The following is a 23,254-nucleotide window of genomic DNA, read 5'->3' as shown; positions in this document are numbered from 1 at the left end:
AACGAATTGTTAGGGTCAAAATACAAGCCTAGCATTTTAGAATGCTAGGCTTTCGCTTAATAAGAGGGGGCTAACCAGTTTTTACTGTCCAGAACGGATGATGTAATCAAACGCAGAGAGCGATGCTTTAGCGCCTTCACCTGTGGCAATAATGATTTGCTTGTAAGGCACAGTGGTACAGTCACCCGCAGCAAACACACCTTGTACATTGGTTTCGTTGCGGTCATTCACAATGATCTCACCACGGTTGGTTAATTCAACTTCACTGTCTTTTAAGAAGTCAGTATTTGGTAATAAACCAATCTGTACAAAGATCCCTGCAAGCTCGACTACATGCTCTTCATCAGTCGCACGGTCTTTATATTTAAGGCCAGTGACTTGTGAGCCGTCGCCTAACACTTCTGTACTTAAGGCATTCATAATTACAGTGGTGTTCGGCAAGCTATGCAATTTGTTTTGTAAAACTTGGTCAGCACGAAGTTTGGTATCGAACTCAACCAGAGTCACATGCTCAACAATCCCTGCAAGGTCAATTGCAGCTTCAACACCTGAGTTACCACCACCAATCACTGCAACACGTTTGCCTTTAAACAATGGACCATCACAGTGTGGGCAGTATGCGACACCACGGGTACGGTATTCAGCTTCACCCGGTACATTCATTTCTCTCCAACGCGCTCCTGTTGAAAGGATCACAGTTTTCGATTCAAGTTTTGCACCGTTTTCAAGTTCAACTGCAACCAGACCATTTGCCGTTTGGTTTGCACCTGTGATTTTGCTGACACGTTGCAGGTTCATGATATCGACATCGTATTCACGAACGTGTGCTTCCATCTCGGCAGCAAACTTAGGACCTTGAGTCTTTTGCACAGACGTGAAGTTTTCAATGTCCATGGTATCCATGACCTGACCACCAAAGCGTTCAGCTACGATACCTGTGTTAATACCTTTACGTGCAGCATAAATTGCAGCTGTTGCACCCGCAGGTCCACCACCAATCACCAATACATCAAAAGCATCTTTGGCATTCAGTGCTGCTGCATCTTTTTCAGCTGAGTTGGTGTCAAGTTTCGCCACAATCTCTTCAAGGGTCATACGACCTTGACCAATGTGCTCGTTGTCTTGGAACACCATTGGTACAGCCATGATTTTGCGTTGTTCAACTTCATCTTGGAAGAATGAACCGTCAATCATGGTTGCTGTAGTGTTCGGGTTATAAATGGCAATCAGGTTAAGCGCCTGTACCACATCTGGACAGTTATGACAGCTTAACGATACAAACACATCAAAGTTGGCTTTGAGGTTTAAACCTTTAATCTGGTTCAGCACTTCATCAGAAACCTTCGGTGCATAGCCAGACACCTGTAACAGAGCCAAGATCAAAGATGTAAACTCATGCCCCATCGGTAAGCCTGCAAAGAACACACGAGGTTGTTCACCTGCTTTAGCCACACCAAAGCTTGGACGACGTGTATTGTTGCCATCAAAACGAGTAGTCACCTTGTCAGAAAGCTCAGCGATTTCTGTCACTAATTCTTTAATTTGAGCAGCTTTATCTGATTCATCTAAAGCAGCCACTAATTCGATTGGACTTTCTAAACGTTCTAAGTAAGCTTTTAATTGAGTTTTAATGTTTTGATCTAACATCTGTTTTTACTCCAATTCATCCAAATTCTTTCAATAGATGCATAGTACGTTAAAACACAAAATAGGTGAAACAGTATGTTTTTATAGATTTAATCGGTTTTTTGAATTATTGAGTGTATTCATAAAGAAGATCAATAATTTATCTCTAAATGCTCTTTATTACTCTTTTTTATCTTTTAAAGTGAAAGTATTTAAAAATTTATATATGTTATATGGCTGTAAAGATTTTATGTCATAACATTAAAAGGTACTTTCATGTCATTGCAACGCGGCATTTATCAGCATTATAAAGGTAATCTCTATCAAGTTTTTTCTGTGGCAAAACACAGCGAGACTGAAGAGGAGTTAGTTGTTTATCAGTGTCTTTATGGTGACTATTCAACATGGGTACGTCCGCTTGATATGTTTACTGAAACGGTTCAAATGGCTGATGGGAGTATCGTGCCGCGGTTCAAGTTAATACAAAGCACTTAACTCAAACGGCTGTCATATAAAATAACGATTTTAAAGGGTGAAGATATGCCAAATACTTTTTTCTTACAAAGAGTTGCAGATTTATATGACACCTTTAAACGACATGATGCCCAGCAGTCAGATCGCTTGCTGCGCTATAGAAATATTGAGGCTGAGTCTGCAAAACTTCTATCGCAATTGATTCGAATGCAGCAGGCCAAATCAATTTTAGAAATTGGTACTTCAACGGGTTATTCTACTTTATGGCTTGCTGAGGCTGCACAATCGACACACGGGAAAGTAATCACGCTTGAAATTGATGCCAATCGTAGTAATGAGGCGAAACGCCATGTTACTGAACTGGCATTAAATGAAGTCGTTGATTTTTGGATAGGGGATGCCGCAGATTATTTAAATGAAGCTCAGGAAACTTTCGATTTTATTTTGTTAGACGCTGAACGTGATGCATATGAAAGTTATTGGCCAGATTTAAAGCGTCTGATGAAGCCCAAAGGTGGTGTTCTTATTATTGATAAGGTTATTTCACATGCAGCTGAGGTAAGTCCATTTTTATCTTTGATTAAAAAGAATGCAGATTTCATGAGTAGTATTTTGCCTATAGGCGCTGGTTTATGTTTAGTGGTTCTTAAGTAGATTTACTTTCTTGAGATATTCTTGTCGATAAGCTTGTGGACTACAGCCGTGTACTTTATTAAATGCACGAGTGAAATTGGCAGGATTAGAATAGCCCAGTTCATAGGCAATATGGGTAATGGTAAAGCTAGAATTCTCTAATAAATCAATGGCACGCTCAGTGCTGATTTGTTGCTTTAAAGCATGGAATTCAACACCTTGCTGCTGTAAATAACGTTGCAAGGTTTTGGTCGAAATATTTAATACTTTGGCACATTCCATTAGGGTTGGAACTTGATTGGCTTGTCGCAACATCATGCTGACCCATTCAACAATTTCGCCTTGATGGTAGATCTTCTGGATTTGTTCCTGGCAGCGTTGCTCAACTATTTTTAAACTATGTGCGTCAGCTAGAGGCAAGGGTAGTGCTAGTTGTTGCTCATCAATCACCACGCGTATACCTGAAAGCCATGTATAGTTAAAGTGGAAATTGGCCTTCACTAAAGATATGTAACGTTCTTGATAGCTCGGCTCAGGAATACTCAAATACACTTGGTAGCGTTGTAATTGCTGGCCTGCCAACTCTAACAAGCTGTAGTAAAACGCCACGGCAATCGCTTCAATATGAAAAGCCAAACACTGCTTATTCATCTGCAAAATCGGTTCAAATAATAGTTCAACCTTTTGCTGATTGGTCGGAAACCCGATGCTGAGCTTAAAACTCGGCATAATCAGTCTAAAATATTGTGCAATCAGCCTAAGTGCATGTTCCAAATTAGGACTAGTCATTAGCGCATAGCCGACCAGACTATGTGAGCTGAGTTTTATATTTTTACCTAGTTCAAAGGCTAAGTCTTGGGTGTTGGGCAGACTTAAACCTATTTCAATAAATTGTTCAATTTGTTGAATCGATAATAATTCTGTTTTTGCCAGTTCTTGTTGGAATGCTCTCAGTAAATCATTATCGTATTGATGCGTGCCGATTAAAATTTCAATCAGCCGTAAATAATAACGTGATGGGATAACAGGAATCTGTTGCTTCTGCACAAGAAAAACTCAGCAAAGTCTTAAAATGATAATAACAAGTCTTAAAATGATAATATAGAGGGGTTATGAGCGAGCACAATCAATTCAAGCAAAACATTTTGTGTTTGATTGGAGTCACTAATGAATATGCATACTCAACTGGATGTCGAGCAAGCGACAACAACATTTAAGGATAAAAAACGTCATTTATGGCTATTGGGTTTAGCTGTACCGACCATTGCAATGGGTGGGCTAGCAGGCTACCAATTTGGTCCTAAAAAAACTAAAAAGTTCTTCGCTTCATTTGGGCCATTATTTATTCATGGTGTTATTCCGGCATTAGATAAACTGATTGGTGAAGACAAGGAAAATCCACCATTAGATGCAATCGCTGATTTAGAAGCAGATCCGTATTACGCCCGCATTGTTAAACTTTTTATTCCTTTGCAATATGCAACCAATATCTATGGAGCATATTTGGCAACTCGTAAAAATACACCTATAGCTGATCAGGTTTTACTTGGAACTTTAGTAGGAATGGTCAATGGGATTGCGATTAATACTGCACATGAACTTAGTCATAAGAGTGGTCGACTTGAACATTATTTATCTCATTTGGCGTTAGCACCTTCGGTGTATAACCATTTCCGAATTGAACACCCTTATGGACATCACCGCCGTGTTGCGACACCTGAGGACCCAGCATCTTCACAATTTGGCGAAACCTTTTGGAAGTTCTTACCGCGGACTGTAGTTGGGAGTTTTAAATCGGCGATTGAAATTGAGAAGAATCGCTTAGAGCGTAAGAAATTGCCTTTCTTCTGTAAGGAAAATGAACTGATTCATGGCTGGGCAATGTCGGCTGCGTACCATGCAGCCATGTTTGCGAAATTTGGTGCCCGTTCGATTCCGTTTCAAGTTACTCAAGCTGCGTATGCAATAACTTTGTTTGAATCGGTGAATTACATTGAACATTATGGTTTAAAGCGTGCAAAGAAAGAAAATGGCCAATATGAACGTACTTTGCCAGAACACAGCTGGAATAATAATAATGTGGTGACCAATCTGTTCTTGTATCAATTACAACGGCATTCAGATCATCATGCCAATCCAACTCGCAGCTTTCAGACCTTGCGGCATTTTGAAGATGCGCCGCAATTGCCAGCAGGTTATGGTGCAATGATTTTGCCCGCGTTTATTCCATCTTGGTGGTCAAAAATTATGGATGAACGCGTTGTTGAGCACTATAAGGGCGACCTCAGTAAAATCAATATGCATGTTGATGTGAAAGAAAAAATGCTAGAGAAATATATTAAGCAAAATAACGCGGCTTAATAGTCGAAAGATATAAAACAGATCAGCCCAAGCGGGCTGATTTTTTATAATTAAGCAGAAATACAGAGCCTGTTAAAATGAAGATCAAACTCAAGATATTTGTGAACAAATGCAGTTTTATCCGTGGTGCGTAACAAATTATTGTAGATAAACTCTGGAACGGGATGATAAAGCTCACCTGAGCCATTGCTATAGAAAATTTTTAAATAGCGTGAAGAAACATCATATTTCCAAGAGGTTACAACAACAGATTTTTCCATATAACTACTCCTACTTTTGTTTGATCTTTTAATACATATACAAAACTCTTTTGTTTCATAATTCGACAGTACTCTAAGTTAAGCAGGCTGACAATTCATAAATGAATGTTGCTATAAATTTATAAGTATAAGAATTGTAAAAAATTAGCTATGAAATTTTGGTAGATAATAAGACTTAGATTTATAAAAATAATCAATAAAAAAACCACCCTAAAAAGGGTGGTTTTTAGACGTATTGGTCTAATCTAAAAAATTAGATTTTACCAACTAAGTCGATAGATGGAGCAAGAGTAGCTTCGCCTTCTTTCCATTTAGCTGGGCAAACTTCACCTGGGTGAGCGTGTACGTATTGAGCAGCTTTTACTTTACGAAGAAGTTCAGACGCGTCACGGCCGATACCACCAGCGTTAAGTTCAACGATTTGGATTTTACCTTCTGGATCGATAACGAAAGTACCACGGTCAGCTAAACCTTCAGATTCGATAAGAACGTCGAAGTTTTTAGAAAGAGTCCAAGTTGGGTCACCAACTAATGGGTATTGGATTTTTTTGATTTCTTCAGAAGTGTCGTGCCAAGCTTTGTGAGTGAAGTGTGTATCAGTAGATACAGCATAAATTTCAACACCAAGTTTTTGGAATTCAGCGTAGTTGTCAGCTAAGTCACCAAGTTCAGTTGGGCAAACGAAAGTGAAGTCAGCTGGATAGAAGAATACAACAGACCATTTACCTTTAAGGTTAGTTTCGTTAACTTCAACAAATTGGCCGTTGTGGTAAGCAGTTGCTTGGAAAGGTTTAACTTCAGTATTAATCAAGCTCATCATTGTCTCCATGATTGAGGTTTATATTTAAACTTGTTTACGAGATGTAGAATAAATAAAAATTCTTTATTGGGGAAATAGTATTTTTACATGACTAAAATCGGAAAATTGAATAAGTGATAAATTTACGATTTTTAAGTCCCCAAACACTGTATTCGATTTGACTGCAAAAACATGTAAATCAAATGACAGTTATCGTAAAAGAAACTTGCATAACAACATGAAGTCTAGCGAGACAAAATTCAAGGGTAAAATTTTAAAAAATTAAAAATATATAAAAAACCAACTGTTTTACCTGAAGAGCATTACAGCGTAAAATAGCGGATTGTTGAATTTTCAGGAAAATTTATCTGTGCTGAATGGTTTAAATATAGATCAATGGGTGATGGCGAGAGATCGTTACCGTTTAAATCGTTTGCGTAAAGATAAAAAAGCCGATACTTCAGAGATTGAAAAATTATTTGAACAGTCTAATGCAAAAGTTAGACAACGTTTTGAACGTCTACCTAAAATTAAACTGAATCAGGATTTACCTGTTTCTCAATATGCAGACCGTTTAATTGAAGCGATTCAAAAGCATCAAGTTATTATTGTGGCAGGTGAGACAGGCTCAGGTAAAACTACTCAGCTTCCTCAAATTGCCATGTTAGCGGGTCGTGGTTTAACGGGCATGATTGGTCATACCCAGCCACGTCGTTTAGCTGCACGTAGTGTTTCTCAGCGTATTGCAGAAGAAGTCGGCGAAAAGCTCGGCGAATCAATTGGCTTTAAAATCCGCTTTAATGAACAAGGTTCACAAGATTCAATTGTACGGTTAATGACCGATGGTATTTTGCTTGCTGAGTTAGGCAATGACCGTTTTTTATCTAAATATGACACGATCATTATTGATGAAGCGCATGAACGCTCTCTCAATATCGATTTTATTATGGGTTATTTAAAGCAGTTACTGCCAAAACGCCCAGATCTAAAAGTGATTGTGACTTCAGCAACTTTAGACGTAAATCGTTTTAGTAACTACTTTAATAATGCACCAGTTTTTGAAGTAGAAGGTCGTAGCTACCCAGTTGAAGTACGTTATCGCCCAATTTCAGAGATGAATATTGGTGGTAGTGATGATGACGAGTTCGATGATTTTGAGGAAAACCTTCCTCGCGCAGTGGTACAAGCTGTAGAAGAATGTTTTGCCGATGCCGAAGAAAAAGGCCATCCTGAACATGCCGATATTCTGATTTTCTCAAGCACAGAACAAGAAATTCGTGAGTTGCAGGAAACCTTACAAAAGTACGGGCCAAGACACACCGAAATTTTACCGTTGTATGCACGTTTAGCTGTTTCTGAACAACAAAAGATTTTTAGTCCGGGTGGAAAAGGCCGTCGTATTATTATTGCGACCAACGTGGCCGAAACTGCACTGACGGTTCCAAATATTCGTTATGTAATCGACAGTGGTTTTGCACGTATATCGCGTTATAACTACCGTTCACGCGTACAACGCTTACCAATTGAAGCAATTTCTCAAGCTGCTGCCAATCAGCGTAAAGGGCGTTGTGGTCGTATTGCTCCGGGTGTGTGTATTCGTTTATATAGCGAAGAAGACTTTTTAAGTCGTCCTGAATTTACCGAACCTGAAATTAAGCGAACCAACTTGGCTTCGGTTATTTTGCAAATGCAAAGTTTAGGGTTAGGTGAGCTAGAAAACTTCGATTTTATTGAGCCACCAGATTTCCGCCTTGTAAATGACGGTCGAAAACTACTCATCGAGTTAGGAGCACTTAACGAGAAGAAAAATGAGCTGACTAAAGTCGGGCAAATGATGGCACGTATGCCAATTGACCCACGACTCGCGCGCATGATTGTGGGTGGTGCTCATTTCGGGGTGCTTAAAGAAATTTTAGTGGTTGTCAGTGCGCTTGCAGTGCAAGACCCACGTGAGCGCCCTGCCGACAAACAAATGCAGGCTGACCAAAAGCATGCACTATTCAAAGAAGCAGATTCAGATTTTCTGTTTTATTTAAAACTTTGGGAGACTTTAAATCCTAAAGGTGAAGCAGGGATGTCTGAAAATAAACGTCGCCAGTTTGCTAAGCAGCACTTCTTAAGCTGGTTACGTTTACGTGAATGGAAACAGACACATAAACAATTGGTTGAGTTAGCTGAAGGTTTAAAACTGAGTTTTAATGAAAAACCTGCGAACTATGAAAACCTACACCGTGCGTTGCTGACAGGTTTATTGTCTTTTATTGCCAATAAAACTGATGAACGTAATATCTTTATGGCAGTGCGTCAACAAAAGGCGAAAGTCTTTCCTGCCAGTACTTTGCACAAAACCAATACTGCTTGGGTGATGGCTTTTGAGATGGTGGAAACCTCTCAGGTTTATTTACGTACTTTAGCCAAAATTGATCCTGAATGGATTTTGCTTGCTGCACGCGACTTGTTGAAATATCACTATTTTGAGCCGCATTGGTCTAAGAAAGCTGGGATTGTAAATGCGTATGCTCAAATTTCGCTGTTTGGTTTAATTATTGAACCAAAGCGCTTAATTAATTTTGAGAAAGTTGACCAGCCTGCTGCTCATGAAATTTTCTTACGTGATGCATTAACCACAGGTAACTTAGGTACAGTTCCGCCATTTTTAAAACACAATTTACTTAAACTTGAAGAAGTTGAACGAGTTGAAGATAAATTGCGTCGCCGTGATTTGGTGGTGGATGAAGAAACGATTTATCAGTTCTATGCCTCTAAAATTCCTGAAGAAATTGCAAGTCGAAGTAGTTTTGAAGACTGGCGTGCAACGGTTGAAGCAAAAAATCCACGCTATTTATTTGTAGAAGATGATGCACTTTGGCTCAATGACCGTCCAACCACACAGCAATTCCCAGATCATTTGCATAATGGGCAGCTACGTTTAGCAACGACATATCGTTTTGACCCAAGTCATGATGAAGATGGTGCAACGGTTCAAATTCCGGTACAAGCTCTTCCTCAGGTCGATGAAAACATTTGGTCTTGGGGGATACCAGGTTGGCGTTTAGATTTAATCGAAGCACTACTAAAAGCTTTACCAAAAGACAAACGTCGTAGTGTAGTGCCTATTCCTGACACAGCTCGTAAACTCATGCAAGGTATTGATGCTGTACATTTGCGTCAGCATATTTTTAGTTATTTAGCTTTTGCTTTACGTGGTGAGCAAATTACTGAAAAAGATTTTTCGTTTGAACGTATTGATCCATATTTGGTGCCTTTCATTAAGGTCATTGATGAAAAAGGTAAGCTGATTGCCAAAGGCCGTGATTTACCCGAGTTAAAAGCACGTTGCCGCTTGGAAACGCATCGCCCAGTAAAACAGCAAAAAGGCGAATTTAAAACTTTCCCTGAAAACTTTACCTTTGAAGCTTCGCAAAAGGTGACAGGTGTTGTTGTTAAACAATACCAAGCTTTGGTACCGACCAAAACTTTTGCTGAAATTGAAGTGAAAGATGATTCTGGTGTGGTTATACAAACCTTTAATGATCAGGCTGAAGCTATTAAGCAGCATCGTGAAGGGATTATTCGTCTGGTCCATATGCAACTAGGTGACTTGGTTCGTCAGTTGAAAAAGCAGATTTCAAAACCGCTCGCACTGGCTTATTCACCTTTAGGCGATAAAGCCAAGCTTGAGCAGATGTTGGTCTATGCAACATTGCAGATGGCAATTACAACTTTGCCAATTAATGCTGATGAATTTAATAAACTGCTTGAGCAAGTTAAAAAGCAATTTTTGAGTTATGGTCAGCAAGCACTTGAGCAATTAAGTGATATTTACATTCAATGGCAGCAAATCCGTCGTCAGCTTTTAGTGCTTGATGCAGGGGTGTTTGGGCGTAGTATTGATGATATTGAAGATCAGTTAGATCTCATGTCACTTGGCAATTTTGTTTACTGCCAACCAGTAGATCTTTGGCAAGAATATCCGCGTTATTTAAAAGCGCTACTATTGCGTTTAGATCGATTGCCAAATAATCTACAGCGAGATCATGCCGCTATTGATGATGTCGATCCATGGATGGACAAGGTATTTAAATTCAAAAACGATCCAAGAATCAAAGAATTGTATTTGATGTTGGAAGAATTTCGCATTTCTTTATTTTCTCAGCCGATGAAAACCAAGATGCCTATTTCGCCAACTCGACTGCAAAAGTTATGGGATCGTTTGGGAATCAGTTAAGATAGATCGGGGTTTGTTTATGCGTTTGTTTAGCCTACAACGCAATTTATAAATGAAAGATTAACAGACCCTATTCATTTTTTTAGGAGTTTTACATGGGCATTCGTATCACAGGTACTGGGTTATTTCACCCAACAGAAATCATTTCTAATGAAGAACTGGCCGACAGTTTAAATGCTTATGTGGAACAATATAACCAAGAGAATGCAGAGAAAATTGCAGCAGGTGAACTCGAAGAATTACGTGGTTCTAGTGCTGAATTTATTGAAAAAGCGTCTGGTATTAAGCGCCGTTACGTGATTGAGAAATCAGGTATTCTCGATCCAACACGTTTACGTCCTCGTTTGTCTGAACGTTCAAATGATGAACTTTCACTTCAAGCAGAGTGGGGTGTGATTGCTGCAAAGCAGGCAATGGAAAATGCAGGCGTAACTGCCGAAGATATCGATGTTGTAATTTTGGCATGTTCAAACATGCAGCGTGCTTATCCCGCTGTAGCGATTGAAATCCAGTCTGCACTTGGTATTCAAGGTTATGCCTACGACATGAACGTTGCATGTTCAGCTGCCACTTTTGGTTTGAAACAAGCGGCAGATGCAATTCGTTCAGGTGCTCGCCGTGTTTTATTGGTAAATGTCGAGATTACTTCTGGTCACCTAGACTACCGTAACCGTGATTGTCACTTCATTTTTGGTGATGTTGCAACGGCTTCTATTATTGAAGAAACCACTACTAAAACTGGTTTTGAAATTTTAGATATTCATTTATTTACTCAATTTTCAAACAACATTCGCAATAACTTTGGTTTCTTAAACCGTAGTGAAGATGCAGTAGTTGACGACAAGTTATTCCGTCAAGATGGCCGTAAAGTCTTTAAAGATGTTTGTCCGTTAGTGGCAAAAATCATTAATGCTCAGTTGGAAAAAATGCAGTTAACTGCAAACGATATTAAGCGTTTCTGGTTACACCAAGCCAATGCCAACATGAATGAATTAATCTTGAAATATGTGGCTGGTAAAGATGCAGATCTAAGCCGTGCACCCATTATTCTAGATGAGTTTGCCAATACCTCTTCAGCAGGTGTGATTATTGCTTTACACCGTACAGGCCACGAAGTGAATGATGGTGAATATGGCGTGATTTCATCTTTCGGTGCTGGCTATTCAGTAGGTTCAATTGTTGTACAAAAGTACGTTGCTTAAGTTACTAGATTAATTAAAAAACGCTCGTAAGAGCGTTTTTTAATGGCTCAAAAATAATAAAGCGGACCAAAAGTGGCCCGCTTAAGTTAAATCAAAAATAATTAAAACTTTTTAGTGTAGTTTACAAACAAGCGATCTTCACCAAAGTCATTGCCATGTTTAACGTTGTAATCAATCCGAATATATTGCAGAGCAAAACCTTTTAAGAGCGGTTGTTGAAATGCATAGTTTAAAATCACATTTGACTCAGTTTCATGATTTTTCTCACCATTGGCTGCTTTAAAATCATTTCCGTAAACATATTTCACCATCGCATTTAGACCCGGCACGTAATCTTTAAAGTCATAGCCGTACATGAGATGGTAAGACTTTTCATCTTTTTTAAAAAAGCCCGTGGCATTCCAGTTAATGAAGTATGTCTCAGGTAAGAAACCATCTGGTAATGGGTAAGCTGACTCACCGATAATTTGCTGGTAACCCAAACCAAAGGTATGATTTTTTACTTTAAGTGTTTCTAGCACTCCAATGTTTTGCGCATCAATATCAAAAGTATTGCCGTCATTTTTTGCATTGAAGTACTTAAACTTAGAAGAAAGCGCAAAGTTAGGTTGTTTCCAATTATGCTCTAATCCTACATAGTGTTTGTTGTAGAGATCTTCCAAATTACCAAAGTAATATTCACCCTTGAGTGACGGCGTAAATTGATAGCGCAGGTCAATGTAATTTAAACCATCAGATTCTTTGGTAATGCTATTTGAAGTGAACGAAAACTTTTTAAAATCTTCTTCATTTCGTGGCGAGACTTTTTCAACCCGACCAATTTCAGCATAAAGCTGATCTGAAAGTTGCGATTTAAGGTTGGTTCCCCAATAAGAAGCAAGTAATTGTCGGCTGGCATCGACAGCTGTTACAGGTAAATCTAACCAGAGTTCACCGACACTTAAAAGGGTTTTGTCGTAGCCCAGTTTTAAAGTCGCGCCGTGTTTTAGAAAGTCGGATGCTTGTGACTGAGTTTCTTTATTAAAAGGCAAAACGGTGTCCGCAACGTGTTTATCTGAACTCAAGCGAACGGCATATTGAACAGAAGCATCGGCACCAATCGTAATGGGCTTATCTGCAATTTGCAGGGGGGTATCATGCATTTTCGACTTATAAAATAATGACGCTGCCTGAGACCAACTGCCAGTATCTTTGAGGGCATCATTATCAAAATTACGGTTGATATAGGCGTTTTTTAAAGTGAATTTCCATTCATCTTCAGCCTGCTGATTTGGATTTGCAGCGAATGAATTCCCACACATCAATACTAAGGTTGCAAAGGTTAAAGCATGTGGCTTAAAGCGATGTAATAATTCCATAATCCATTTCCGTGATAAATGCGCCAGTCCTCGGCGCATGTATATTTACTGCTGGGTAAGCGTGTTTTGAGGGTTAAAAGTTGATGGCGTTTGTGCGGCAACAGAGACTTTGAGATTAACCATAAATATTGCAAGTGCAGCAATCACACCTGGAATTGCAATCGCTAAGAAATTCATTTGGTGAGGAAGCTCAAGAGTGAGTAGGGCTCCGGTTAAAACTGGTCCAATAATCGCGCCAATACGGCCAATTCCAGATGCCCAGCCCATGCCAGTTGAACGAAGTGCCGTTGGATAGAACTGTGCAACGAAGGTGTAGAGTAAGATTTGTGAACCAATTGTGGCGGCACCAGCAATCGCAATCAGGCTATATAAAATAAATTGTGGACTATTGATGCCAAGCAGAATTAAAGCTGCTGATCCCACAATAAACATGATCGTAATAACAGGTTTTAAATGGAATCTGTCTGCTAAAGCACCGCCACCAATTGCACCGACCATGCCGCCAATATTGAGTGCAAACAGGAATAACATGCTCGCACCTAACGAATAGCCCGCTTGCAGCATGAGTTTAGGTAACCAGCTTCCTAAGGCATACACCATGAGTAGGCACATAAAGAAAGCAATCCAGAACATAAATGTGCTGAAGGTACGACCTTGCTGGAAAAGCGCACGGACAGGTGCATCTGTTGTGGTGCTCTCGTTTAATACCAGTTGAGTATTGGCGTTTACCTGAGTTTGAGGTGCAATTTTACTCACAATACTTTTTGCCTGTTCGCTATGATTCGATTTCACTAAAAAGGCGAGAGACTCTGGCAAAAATTTCCAAATGAATGGGAGCAATAACAGGGGAATACCTGCAATTAAAAACATGATTTGCCAGCCCATGTCTTTCACGAGCCATGCACCAAGTAGCGCTGATGTCATGCCGCCAATTGCATAGCCACTAAACATAATTGCGACTAATGTACTGCGGATTTTTTTGGGTGCGTATTCGGTCATAAGTGCGACGACGTTTGGCATAACGCCACCAATCCCTAGGCCTGCAATAAAGCGCAAAATGGCAAACTCAGTTGGTCCTTTGGCAAAGGCACCTATAAAGGTAAATCCGCTAAATAAGGTGACACAAATCAGGATGGTTTTTTTACGTCCAAGTTTGTCTGAAAGTGTGCCGAAAATCATGGCACCAAACATCATGCCGAATAGAGCGGCACTGGCGAGTAAACCAGCTTCTACCGCAGTTAATGACCATTGCTGCATTAACAGAGGAAGAGCAACCCCATAAATAACTAAATCATATCCATCAAAAATAATAATAAGTAAGCACCAGATTAAAACTTTCCAATGAAAAGATGTAAAACTGGCTTTATCAATTAACTCATTAATATTTACCTTGCTCGTATCCATTTTCTTCACCTCCAATTTGTGAAGCATCGCGTTATTTTTTAATAAACTATTTTGTTATTGGATTAGAGTCAAAAACCTAATTGATATATCTTTATGTCTTTAAGGTATTGTGTTTTTAATAAATTAAATCATTGAAATATATAACTTATTTTAATAATTTTGGTTGTTGCTTCTTTTATTTTTAAAATAGGGTTAAATATTATATTGTGAGAATTTTAAGGTTTTTATAGATATCTTTTTATAGATTTTATTGCTGAGAATCACAGCTAGAAATATAGCTAAATTTATATTAGGGGTTGAAGTGGAAATAAATAAAAATATTAAAGTCAATTATTTTAGAAACTCATCTTAAAAATGAAATTTAATTTATATTAAATAAAAATTGCTAAATCAGGAATAGCGGATTATTTGCATCCTGATTTGGCGATTGAAGCTTTATTTTAGTGTTGCGTGCTTAGATAAAAAACTTAATTTGTGGTTGGCGTTGAGCGTGGCGTGAGAATGAAATGGGCGATTACACCAATACAAATGCCCCAAAAAACTGAACTTAATCCAAGAAAATGCATACCTGATGCGGTAGCTAAAAAGGTAATAAGTGCAGCATCACGTTGACCATCATTTTTCATGGCAACAGAAATATTGGTAGCAATGGCACCTAACAAAGCTAAACCTGCCAGTGCTGCCACCAGCTCTTTAGGAAGTAAGCTAAATAGCATGACAATACTGCCAGCAAATAAGCCTCCTAAAATATAAAAAATTCCATTGGCAATTCCTGCGATATAGCGTTTTTCTTTAAGTTCATGTGCATCTTTACCCATACATAAAGCAGCGGTAATTGAGGCAAGCACAATGGTAATACCACCGACACAGGCAACAGCTAAAGAGGCAATACTCGTAGCTGTAATAATAGGTTTGGCTGGCGTGTCATAACCGCTAAGTTTCATAATCGCCATACCCGGTAAAAACTGGCCGGTTAGGCTGACTAAAATGAGAGGAACGGCGAGGTTGAGTGTTGAATTCCACGTCCATTCTGGGCTAATCCACTGCGGAATAGCTAAACTAAAACTTACATCAACCGGATTCATCTTGCCTAAAATAAGGCTTAATAAAACTCCGGCAGCTAACACCCAAATCATGGTGTAGCGCGGCATTAAACGTTTGGCAATTAAAAAGACAATGAGCATGCTAAAAACAATAAAAGGCATGCTATCAGATGCAGTAAATAGGTTAATACCGAACTGAAAAAGAATACCTGCCATCATGCCCGCAGCAACATCTTGTGGAATCCATTTTAATAATTTGTCGAAGTAACCTGTAATACCAATTAAAAAAATAACGATAGCGGAAGTAATGTAGGCGGCTACTGCTTCATTCAAGGAGATATTGGGAAATAGGGTAACTAACAGGGCAGTGCCCGGTGCAGACCACGCGGTGATGACAGGAGTTTTATATTTAATCGAAAGATAAATACCTGAAACGGCGGCACCAATTGAAATTCCCCATATCCATGACACCATCATATCGGTGGACACATGAGCACGCTGAGCAGCTTGGAAAAAAATAATCAGTGGGCCTGAGTAAGAAATTAAAACCGCAAGAAAGCCAGCAACTGTTGCTGATATGGACCAGTCATTTTTTAATGTCTTTAACAGGGTTGCCATGTGTGATTGCCTCCATGCAAATCATGTTATTTACCCAATCATGCAAAAAGATCAGGGTTAACCCTGATCTCCACCTCCGACCGAAATAACCGAGCCAGTCATATATGATGCTTCGTCTGATGCAAGAAATAAAATTGCATTGACTTGTTCTTGAATTGTGCCATAACGACCCATAAATGTTCGATCTATGGTTTGATCAACTACTTGCTGCATCCAGTCTTTTTCATTTTGACTTAACGGATTGGCATTTCGTGGCACTTTGCGAGGTGGTGCTTCGGTTCCACCAGTCGCAACGGCATTGACTCGAATTCCGTCTTTGGCATGTTCAAAAGCAAGCGATGCCGTTAAAGCATTTACACCACCTTTAGATGCAGAGTAGGGAATACGGTTAATACCACGGGTTGCAATTGAAGACACATTTACAATCACCCCCGATTGTTGCTTAATCATGGCGGGTAGCACAGCGCGGCAGCACCATAACGTTGGAAACAATGAGCGATTCACTTCCTTAATGATTTCTTCTTCGGAAAACTCTTCAAAAGGTTTCATCCAGATCGCGCCACCCACATTATTAATCAGGATATCTACCCGACCAAAATGTTCGATGGCTTTTGCAACTACTGCTTGCGCGCCTGCATAGGTTTCAAGGTCAGCATTAATCGTGACAGCATCGCCACCTGCACTCTGAATTTCTTTGAGAACGTCTTCAACATATTCAGAGCGGTCCGGCATGACGACTTGTCCACCTTCAGCTGCAACTTGTAGTGCCACGCCACGGCCAATGCCTTGAGCACTACCCGTAACAATCACGACCTTATCGGTAAATCTTTGACGGTTTGACATAGATAACTTCTCCACCTGTTAATTCGCAGAGAATTTTTCAAACAAGAAATTAGCAGGTTTGATATTTTCAGTTTCTAACCAGCCACGTACAGCTTCTACCATTGGTACTGGGCCACATAGATAAACATCGACATCGCCACCATTTAGCCATTCACTTTCAATATGACCAGTGACATAGCCTTTGCGTTCATGGTTACTCTCAGGGCTTGCGACCACAGTTCGATATTCAAACCATGGGAATTTCGTCTGCAATTCATTAAGTTTATCTAAAGCAACCAAATCAAAGTCATTGGTTACGCCAAAGACTAAACGAACAGGTTGTTCTGAACCTTTTTCTTCAAGCACTTGTAACATCGACATAAATGGGGCAATGCCAGTACCGCCTGCTAGCATAAGCACAGGACGCGCTACATTACGCAAATAGAAGCTACCGAATGGACCGGTAAATGTCATTTTGTCACCAGCTTGAGCATTCTTACTCAAGAATTCACTCATTTTGCCATTCGGTACGTTACGGACCACAAAGCCCGTTAAACGGTTGCCCGGTTTTGAGCTAAATGAATATGAACGGGTTTCGCCAGTTTCAGGAATTGCAACGTTAACGTATTGGCCTGCAAGGAAATGAATATCCGGTTGGCCTTCATCAAGTTGAATATCAAACGTGATGGTTGAATCTGATAAGTTTTCAACGCGGGCTAAAGTACCTTGGAAACTATGAATTTCTGTTTTACAGACATCTGACGATGCTTGAATCTGGAATACGGCGTCTGAAGTTGGTCGACATTGGCAAGCAAGAATATAACCTTGCTCAGCTTCTTCAGGGGTTAATGCATCTTCAATATAGGTTTCTTCTGGCATGTCATAACTACCGGACTCGCAAAATGCGCGGCAAGTTCCACATGCACCATCACGGCAATCCAAAGGAATATTAATTTTTTGGCGATAGGCTGCATCAGATAGGGTTTCGCCTTGAGCTACGTTAATGAAACGTGTAACACCATCTTCAAATTGAAGTGCGATATTGTGGTTTGACATGGCATGTATCCTACAAAATATTTGAAACTTTTACCCTCAGCCAACAGTCCGTTTAACTGAGGGGGTATGTCTTAAAGGTGGTAGATATCAATGACTTGATTGATGTAGTCATTTTTCAAAACGACATACTTACTCAAGATTTTTGGTTGATCACCTGAAAAATCGATCACATAACGTGACATACCGAAATAGCTGTAATTTGTCTTGTAACGGAAACTCAAGGTATTCCAGTTAAAGCGAACCGTGACTTTGTCGCCGTCGCGCTCTACGACTTCAACGTTGGCAATATTGTGGCTTGTGCGTGTGTCTGGCATGGTTGCAGATGAGCGCTCGGTTTTAATACGGAACACACGATCTTCTAAACCTTGACGGTCTGGATAATAAATAAGTGAAATTTCAGATTGCGGATCTTCAGTTAATCTATCGTCGTCGTCCCAAGCTGGCATCCAGAAAGAAGCTTCGGGTGCATAGCATTCAATCCAATCTTCCCATTGTTCATCATCTAAAAAACGAGCTTCACGATAGAGAAACTGAGCAATATTTTCTAAAGTTGCTTTGTCTTGAGCACTCATGCTGTTTCTCCCTGATCAGCAATTTCTTTCTCTGATGCAATCGCATGTTTCATGGTATGTAACCAATATTGATGTTGGGCCAGATACAGGCCTTCATCTTCAGTTTTGATACCACTTAACATGGGTTTTAAACCGATTTCGTTCGCTGCATCGTCTGGTCCATAAATCCAGTGTTTTGAACCACGGCACATGTCATTCCACTCAAGGGCAATACCTGCGTAGCCTGCCTGACAAGCACGAAATTCTTCTAAATCGTCTGGTGTTGCCATGCCTGAAGCATTAAAGAAATCTTCATATTGACGGATACGACGTGCGCGAGCTTCGGGTGCTTCGCCTTTAGGTGCGATACAGTAAATGGTGACTTCAGTTCTATTAACCGAAAGTGGGCGGAGTACACGAATTTGCGAACCGAACTGATCCATCAAATAAACGTTTGGATAGAGACATAGGTTACGTGAACGCTCAATCATCCATTTCGACATCGCTTCACCGTATTTTTCGGTGTATTCGTCTGCTTTAGGGAAGTTTGGACGGTCTTCTGGGTTTGCCCATTGTGTCCACAGCAACATGTGGCCATTTTCAAAGCCATATGAGCCACCGCCTTGTTTACCCCAAGAACCTGCACTCATCGCACGGATGTTATCGGCAGCTTGTGTTTCTTTACGGTGTTGAGTTGTTGCTGCGTAGTTCCAGTGAACAGCAGAAACGTGGTAACCATCGGCGCCATTTTCAGCGGTGAGTTTCCAGTTACCTTCATAGGTATAGGTAGATGAACCACGTAAAACTTCAAGGCCATGTTCAGACTGATCAACAATCATGTCGATGATTTTGGTGGTTTCACCCAAGAATTCTTCAAGTGAAGGAACATCGGGATTTAAGCTACCAAATAAGAAACCTTTGTAGCTCTCAAAACGAGCCACTTTTTTAAGGTCATGTGAGCCTTCTTGGTTAAAGCAGTCCGAGTAACCAGCTTCGCTTGGATCTTTAACCTTGAGTAATTTACCTGAGTTGTTAAATGTCCAGCCGTGGAAAGGGCAGGTATATGTTGCTTTGTTACCACGCTTGTGACGGCAAAGTTGTGCTCCGCGGTGTGAACACGCATTGATCATGGCATTGAGTTCGCCGTTACGGTTGCGGGCAATAATGACCGGCTGACGACCAATGTGAGTGGTGTAGTAGTCATTATTATTTGGAATTTGGCTTTCGTGTGCTAAGTAAACCCAATTACCTTCGAAGATATATTTCATTTCGAGATCAAATAGGGCTTCGTCAGTAAACACTGAGCGATGAAGTTTAAATTCACCTGTATCGATATTATCTACAAGTAATTCATCAATACGGTCAAGATGGCTAGTATTGATTACAGGAATACGTGGCATGTCCGTTCTCCGACTTTCCAAAAGTGTGGAAGTCACCAAGGCCTTAGCTACGATCTACAAGGTCTTGATATCCTAATATTGTCAATGAAGCGCATGAGGGCGCTGGGTGTTTAACCGTGAATTGATGAAGATGAATCACTGGAAGATTGGCAAGAAGGCTTTTTCACAAAGCAATTCATCACTTCATCGGTTTGTTGCTTGTATATACCTTAAAAGAATGGTTAAACTGTGTCTAAGACTGAATTTGCATTTTTTTATATCTTAAAGGTATGGATGCCTTATGGAACTAAGACATTTACGGTATTTTGTGGCTGTTGTTGAAGAGCAGAGCTTTACAAAAGCCGCGGAAAAACTATTTATTGCTCAACCACCTTTGAGTCGACAGATTCAAAATTTGGAAAGTGAGCTTGGAATTCAACTGTTTGAGCGCGGAAGCCGTCCTTTACAGACAACACCAGCTGGACATTTCTTTTATCAGCATGCCCTTAAACTTTTGTCGAATGCTGAAGAAATAAAAAGTATGACCAAACGTATTGGTCTGATCGAACGTAGTGTGACGATTGGTTTTGTCGGGTCTTTACTCTATGGTTTACTGCCTCGAATCATTTATTTATTTCGGCAACAACAACCTCATTTGAATATTCAATTGATGGAGTTAAGTACGACTGAGCAGCTACAGGCATTAAAAGAAGGACGTATTGATGTTGGATTTGGACGCTTAAGAATTAGTGATCCTGCGGTGAGACGTATTTTGCTACGTAAAGAACGCTTAGTGGTTGCTGCACATACGAGTCATCCGATTGCTCAGCGTACCGAAGGGGTATATCTGGCCGATCTCATTGATGAAAAGATGTTTATGTATCCCACTTCACCGAAACCCAATTTTTCGACCCAGCTTTTGAATATTTTTGCCGAGCATAGTTTGGTTCCAAAAAATATGCATGAAATACGGGAAATTCAATTGGCTCTTGGGTTGGTCGCAGCGGGAGAAGGGATCTGTATTATTCCAGCCAGCGCCGATACCATTCGTTTTCCACACTTAAACTATATTCCGATTTTAGATAATGGCGCAGTTAGTCCGATTTTCATTACTGCACGGGCAATGGACAGAAGTGAAGATTTACAGTCATTGTTTGATTGTATTTATCAGGTTTATGACTTAGAAGGGATACCTTATCAACGGACGGTTTTTACCCTCGATCAGAACCCGATTGATGATTCAAACGGTATCGACTTTTAAATAAAGTGAATGCATAGCCTCGAAGATAGAAGCTATGCGTTGAAGTGCTTTAGAAGGCCCAAATCAGTTTTAGCCAGCTGGTATGGCCTTCGGGACGATATTTGACTTCGGTCTCTTTTAGAAATTTGGCTTCAATAGACCAGTTCTTATCGGCATATTGAATACCTGGCCCGACTGCAAAAGCCTGTCCTTTAAAACCAATGTCATTTCCGTTTACTTTGTCATCTGTGGTTTGTTTAAAAGCATAGCCTTCAACTGCAACTTTGAGTTTGGGATTAATGCGGTAACCTAAGCTATAGTCACCCGCAATGTATTGTCCAGACTGGTAGTCAGTCGCGTCGTTACGCGTATTCCAGCTATAAGACAGTTTAGTAGAAAGATCTAAACCTGCCGCGTTGGCATAACTATAGGCAAGAATAGGTCGAATGGTGTGATAGTTTTTCCCGAGATTGGCTTCAACAGGATGTGTTGCACTTGGAGTGTCATAGTCACCTGTACCCAGTACAGTTTCTAGTGCTGCAATCCAGTGATGATTTCCATTATGCCAGCCGAGCATACCACCCAAAATCAAGTCTCCAAGTCCTTGGTTTGAGTCAGCCATCCCATTTACTTTAAGCCGTAGATCAACCAATGGCTGGGCTGCATAAAACCCGAGTTGTCCATCCATAATTTTTTGATCGGTCATCCAGACCAACCGTGGAACCACGGCGTTGACATCAACATGGAACTGATCGGGACCATTTTGAAACTCTGATGCGTGATAATTTTGATAATAACTGAGTAAGTAGACACCAGCAGGTGGTAGGGCACCCGCCATCATACCTTCGGCACCTAAGGCAAAAGAGTCCGAGCCGTTTTCTGTCGCAAATGCAGAAGGAAGGTAAAGGGTGCTGATTACACCACATATGATTGCAGCAATTTTGTTATTCATAGAATGTCCTATTCTGTGTTGTTTGGCTTGTCACTGAAAAACGTTATTCCTTAACGGTCTTTAAAAACTTAAGTCTGTTTAACCTGTAAATTTGGAATGCAGAACTCCTGTGAGCTTTGTATTGGCTTTCTAAATTGCAAATACAAAGCTCATTTGAAAAAGTGGATGGTTTAATGATTGATCTTTAAATATGTTTGAATAAAGCCGAACGCGATTGTCCAGTAGCTCCATCGGCTGCACTTAAGAACCGTTCAGTATGAATGTCCCGTTCGAATAAGCGACTTTGCATGAGTGTTGAAATTGCCGAGTCGATCATAATTGGAGGACCGCACAAATACGCTTTGTGTCCACCACAACGATTTTCAAAGTAATTAGCGACAGCCTCATGCACAAATCCGGTAAATCCAGTCCATTGGTCTTCTGCTTTTGGGGCATTAAGAGCAGGGATATAACGGAAGTTTGGATAGTCTTTCATGAGCTGTTCAAACAATTCTCGGTTGTATAACTCCGCCAAGTCTCGTGCGCCTTGGAAGAGGTAAATCGTGCGATTATCTCCAGACTCAAGCAAATCTAAAATCATCGATTGTGGACTTGAAAGACCTGAACCACCTGCAATGAAAATGGCATTTTGATCATCTGACTTGCGTACAAAAAATTGACCATAAGGACCTGAAATATCAAGTTGATCACCTGTAGCCAATTGCTCATGTACATAAGTTGTCGCTGCACCGCCTTCGACTTTACGAATATGGAGCTCAACAATGCCCACTTCACTTGGCGCATTGGCAATTGAAAAAGCACGTGTTCCTTCAATGTCTGGAAATTGGACATTGATATATTGACCAGCCTGAAACTCAATTGGACGATCTAGTTGTAGACGAATCCCCTTAATGGTTGGCGATAGGTCTTTTATTTCAATTACGGTCGCTTGATAGTCTTGAACCAAATGACCTAAGAAATCTGGGTCTTCATCAACATCGGCTTCAATGACCATGTCAGACTGTGGTTTGCAGCAACAGGCAAGCACCTTATTTTCATCACGTTCAATATCCATGAGTGCAAATGGAGAGGCTTCACCGACATCGTAAAAACCGTCGCTGACTTGAACTTTGCATGTCCCACAAGTGCCATGACCACAGGCAAAGGGTAACCAAACGCCTTGGCGTAAGGCAGCGTCTAAAATGGTCTGGTCTTCTTCCACTTCAATCGTGGTTCCGATTGGTTCAATGGTGACTTGATAACTCATGA

At 40.3% G+C, this 23,254-nt stretch carries 18 protein-coding genes and 2 pseudogenes; 7 read left to right on the top strand and 13 right to left on the bottom strand.

The window, feature by feature from the left end:
* Positions 1-81 precede the first annotated feature (81 nt).
* Positions 82-1,647: an alkyl hydroperoxide reductase subunit F gene (gene ahpF, locus NE363_RS12440; protein WP_445535170.1), complete on the bottom strand. Its 1,566-nt coding sequence runs from the start codon at positions 1,645-1,647 to the stop codon at positions 82-84.
* A 255-nt stretch (positions 1,648-1,902) separates the two neighbouring features.
* Here ahpF and NE363_RS12435 point away from each other — a divergent pair, with 255 nt between their 5' ends.
* Complete coding sequence (locus NE363_RS12435) at positions 1,903-2,121, top strand: DUF1653 domain-containing protein (protein WP_004702746.1); 219 nt, start codon at positions 1,903-1,905, stop codon at positions 2,119-2,121.
* A gap of 45 nt (positions 2,122-2,166) precedes the next feature.
* Complete coding sequence (locus NE363_RS12430) at positions 2,167-2,754, top strand: O-methyltransferase (protein ID WP_019457442.1); 588 nt, start codon at positions 2,167-2,169, stop codon at positions 2,752-2,754.
* On the opposite strand, the gene NE363_RS12425 is transcribed toward NE363_RS12430, so the two are convergent.
* Positions 2,737-3,780 carry a helix-turn-helix domain-containing protein gene (locus tag NE363_RS12425; protein WP_445535169.1) on the bottom strand — a complete coding sequence of 348 codons (1,044 nt, stop codon included), beginning with the start codon at positions 3,778-3,780 and terminating at the stop codon, positions 2,737-2,739. The genes NE363_RS12430 and NE363_RS12425 overlap by 18 nt on opposite strands.
* 120 nt (positions 3,781-3,900) lie before the next feature.
* On the opposite strand from NE363_RS12425, the gene NE363_RS12420 reads away from it, so the two are divergent.
* Complete coding sequence (locus NE363_RS12420; RefSeq protein ID WP_445535168.1) at positions 3,901-5,094, top strand: alkane 1-monooxygenase; 1,194 nt, start codon at positions 3,901-3,903, stop codon at positions 5,092-5,094.
* Between the two features lie 50 nt (positions 5,095-5,144).
* Here NE363_RS12420 and NE363_RS12415 read toward each other — a convergent pair whose 3' ends face one another.
* Together NE363_RS12415 and ahpC are read right to left on the bottom strand one after the other, a co-directional pair.
* Positions 5,145-5,354, bottom strand: a complete 210-nt coding sequence (locus tag NE363_RS12415) for a KTSC domain-containing protein (protein ID WP_004702739.1) — start codon at positions 5,352-5,354, stop codon at positions 5,145-5,147.
* Positions 5,355-5,607: 253 nt separating this feature from the next.
* A complete protein-coding gene (gene ahpC / locus NE363_RS12410; RefSeq protein ID WP_003652649.1) occupies positions 5,608-6,171 on the bottom strand; it encodes an alkyl hydroperoxide reductase subunit C in 564 nt (187 codons plus the stop codon).
* A 352-nt stretch (positions 6,172-6,523) separates the two neighbouring features.
* Between ahpC and hrpA the strand changes: the two genes are divergently transcribed.
* Both hrpA and NE363_RS12400 read left to right on the top strand, forming a co-directional pair.
* Positions 6,524-10,381 (top strand): ATP-dependent RNA helicase HrpA, encoded by a 3,858-nt coding sequence (gene hrpA, locus NE363_RS12405; RefSeq protein ID WP_445535167.1) that lies wholly within the window; start codon positions 6,524-6,526, stop codon positions 10,379-10,381.
* 95 nt (positions 10,382-10,476) lie between these two features.
* Complete coding sequence (locus NE363_RS12400) at positions 10,477-11,583, top strand: beta-ketoacyl-ACP synthase III (protein WP_445535166.1); 1,107 nt, start codon at positions 10,477-10,479, stop codon at positions 11,581-11,583.
* 101 nt (positions 11,584-11,684) lie between these two features.
* Here the strand turns inward: NE363_RS12400 and NE363_RS12395 are convergent, their stop codons facing one another.
* From NE363_RS12395 to benA, 7 genes and pseudogenes are all read right to left on the bottom strand, one after another.
* On the bottom strand, positions 11,685-12,941 hold the full coding sequence (locus tag NE363_RS12395) for an OprD family outer membrane porin (protein WP_445535165.1): 1,257 nt from the start codon (positions 12,939-12,941) through the stop codon (positions 11,685-11,687).
* Between the two features lie 45 nt (positions 12,942-12,986).
* Positions 12,987-14,345, bottom strand: a complete 1,359-nt coding sequence (locus NE363_RS12390) for an aromatic acid/H+ symport family MFS transporter (RefSeq protein WP_445535164.1) — start codon at positions 14,343-14,345, stop codon at positions 12,987-12,989.
* Between the two features lie 467 nt (positions 14,346-14,812).
* Positions 14,813-16,006 carry a benzoate/H(+) symporter BenE gene (gene benE / locus NE363_RS12385; protein ID WP_284083540.1) on the bottom strand — a complete coding sequence of 398 codons (1,194 nt, stop codon included), beginning with the start codon at positions 16,004-16,006 and terminating at the stop codon, positions 14,813-14,815.
* 57 nt (positions 16,007-16,063) lie between these two features.
* On the bottom strand, positions 16,064-16,849 hold the full coding sequence (locus tag NE363_RS12380) for a 1,6-dihydroxycyclohexa-2,4-diene-1-carboxylate dehydrogenase (RefSeq protein ID WP_407587563.1): 786 nt from the start codon (positions 16,847-16,849) through the stop codon (positions 16,064-16,066).
* Between the two features lie 18 nt (positions 16,850-16,867).
* The gene (gene benC, locus NE363_RS12375) at positions 16,868-17,884 is read right to left on the bottom strand and encodes a benzoate 1,2-dioxygenase electron transfer component BenC (protein WP_071243682.1); all 1,017 of its coding nucleotides are present in this window, start codon (positions 17,882-17,884) and stop codon (positions 16,868-16,870) included.
* A 52-nt stretch (positions 17,885-17,936) separates the two neighbouring features.
* Positions 17,937-18,456, bottom strand: a pseudogene (gene benB, locus NE363_RS12370) (benzoate 1,2-dioxygenase small subunit).
* Positions 18,453-19,835: a benzoate 1,2-dioxygenase large subunit gene (gene benA, locus NE363_RS12365; protein WP_004793610.1), complete on the bottom strand. Its 1,383-nt coding sequence runs from the start codon at positions 19,833-19,835 to the stop codon at positions 18,453-18,455. The pseudogene benB and the gene benA overlap by 4 nt, the downstream one beginning before the upstream one ends.
* 106 nt (positions 19,836-19,941) lie before the next feature.
* Here benA and NE363_RS12360 point away from each other — a divergent pair.
* Both NE363_RS12360 and NE363_RS12355 read left to right on the top strand, forming a co-directional pair.
* Positions 19,942-20,071, top strand: a pseudogene (locus NE363_RS12360) (hypothetical protein).
* 44 nt (positions 20,072-20,115) lie between these two features.
* Positions 20,116-21,075 (top strand): LysR family transcriptional regulator, encoded by a 960-nt coding sequence (locus tag NE363_RS12355; protein ID WP_000423274.1) that lies wholly within the window; start codon positions 20,116-20,118, stop codon positions 21,073-21,075.
* Between the two features lie 49 nt (positions 21,076-21,124).
* On the opposite strand, the gene NE363_RS12350 is transcribed toward NE363_RS12355, so the two are convergent.
* Together NE363_RS12350 and NE363_RS12345 are read right to left on the bottom strand one after the other, a co-directional pair.
* Positions 21,125-22,006 carry a SphA family protein gene (locus NE363_RS12350; RefSeq protein ID WP_445535163.1) on the bottom strand — a complete coding sequence of 294 codons (882 nt, stop codon included), beginning with the start codon at positions 22,004-22,006 and terminating at the stop codon, positions 21,125-21,127.
* A 184-nt stretch (positions 22,007-22,190) separates the two neighbouring features.
* Positions 22,191-23,252, bottom strand: a complete 1,062-nt coding sequence (locus tag NE363_RS12345) for an NADH:ubiquinone reductase (Na(+)-transporting) subunit F (protein ID WP_445535162.1) — start codon at positions 23,250-23,252, stop codon at positions 22,191-22,193.
* Positions 23,253-23,254: the final 2 nt, after the last annotated feature.

The sequence above is a fragment of the Acinetobacter sp. G18 genome, from assembly GCF_052660225.1.
This window is presented reverse-complemented; position numbering and strand designations above follow the sequence as displayed.

Excerpts from the sequence above, each read along its gene's own strand:
- NE363_RS12355 (WP_000423274.1), top strand. The coding sequence starts at position 20,116 with ATGGAACTAAGACATTTACGGTATTTTGTGGCTGTTGTTGAAGAGCAG.
- ahpC (WP_003652649.1), bottom strand. The coding sequence starts at position 6,171 with ATGAGCTTGATTAATACTGAAGTTAAACCTTTCCAAGCAACTGCTTAC.
- benE (WP_284083540.1), bottom strand. The coding sequence starts at position 16,006 with ATGGCAACCCTGTTAAAGACATTAAAAAATGACTGGTCCATATCAGCA.
- benA (WP_004793610.1), bottom strand. The coding sequence starts at position 19,835 with ATGCCACGTATTCCTGTAATCAATACTAGCCATCTTGACCGTATTGAT.
- NE363_RS12390 (WP_445535164.1), bottom strand. The coding sequence starts at position 14,345 with ATGGATACGAGCAAGGTAAATATTAATGAGTTAATTGATAAAGCCAGT.
- NE363_RS12400 (WP_445535166.1), top strand. The coding sequence starts at position 10,477 with ATGGGCATTCGTATCACAGGTACTGGGTTATTTCACCCAACAGAAATC.
- ahpF (WP_445535170.1), bottom strand. The coding sequence starts at position 1,647 with ATGTTAGATCAAAACATTAAAACTCAATTAAAAGCTTACTTAGAACGT.
- NE363_RS12350 (WP_445535163.1), bottom strand. The coding sequence starts at position 22,006 with ATGAATAACAAAATTGCTGCAATCATATGTGGTGTAATCAGCACCCTT.
- NE363_RS12420 (WP_445535168.1), top strand. The coding sequence starts at position 3,901 with ATGAATATGCATACTCAACTGGATGTCGAGCAAGCGACAACAACATTT.
- NE363_RS12430 (WP_019457442.1), top strand. The coding sequence starts at position 2,167 with ATGCCAAATACTTTTTTCTTACAAAGAGTTGCAGATTTATATGACACC.
- NE363_RS12395 (WP_445535165.1), bottom strand. The coding sequence starts at position 12,941 with ATGGAATTATTACATCGCTTTAAGCCACATGCTTTAACCTTTGCAACC.
- NE363_RS12380 (WP_407587563.1), bottom strand. The coding sequence starts at position 16,849 with ATGTCAAACCGTCAAAGATTTACCGATAAGGTCGTGATTGTTACGGGT.
- NE363_RS12435 (WP_004702746.1), top strand. The coding sequence starts at position 1,903 with ATGTCATTGCAACGCGGCATTTATCAGCATTATAAAGGTAATCTCTAT.
- NE363_RS12415 (WP_004702739.1), bottom strand. The coding sequence starts at position 5,354 with ATGGAAAAATCTGTTGTTGTAACCTCTTGGAAATATGATGTTTCTTCA.
- benC (WP_071243682.1), bottom strand. The coding sequence starts at position 17,884 with ATGTCAAACCACAATATCGCACTTCAATTTGAAGATGGTGTTACACGT.
- NE363_RS12345 (WP_445535162.1), bottom strand. The coding sequence starts at position 23,252 with ATGAGTTATCAAGTCACCATTGAACCAATCGGAACCACGATTGAAGTG.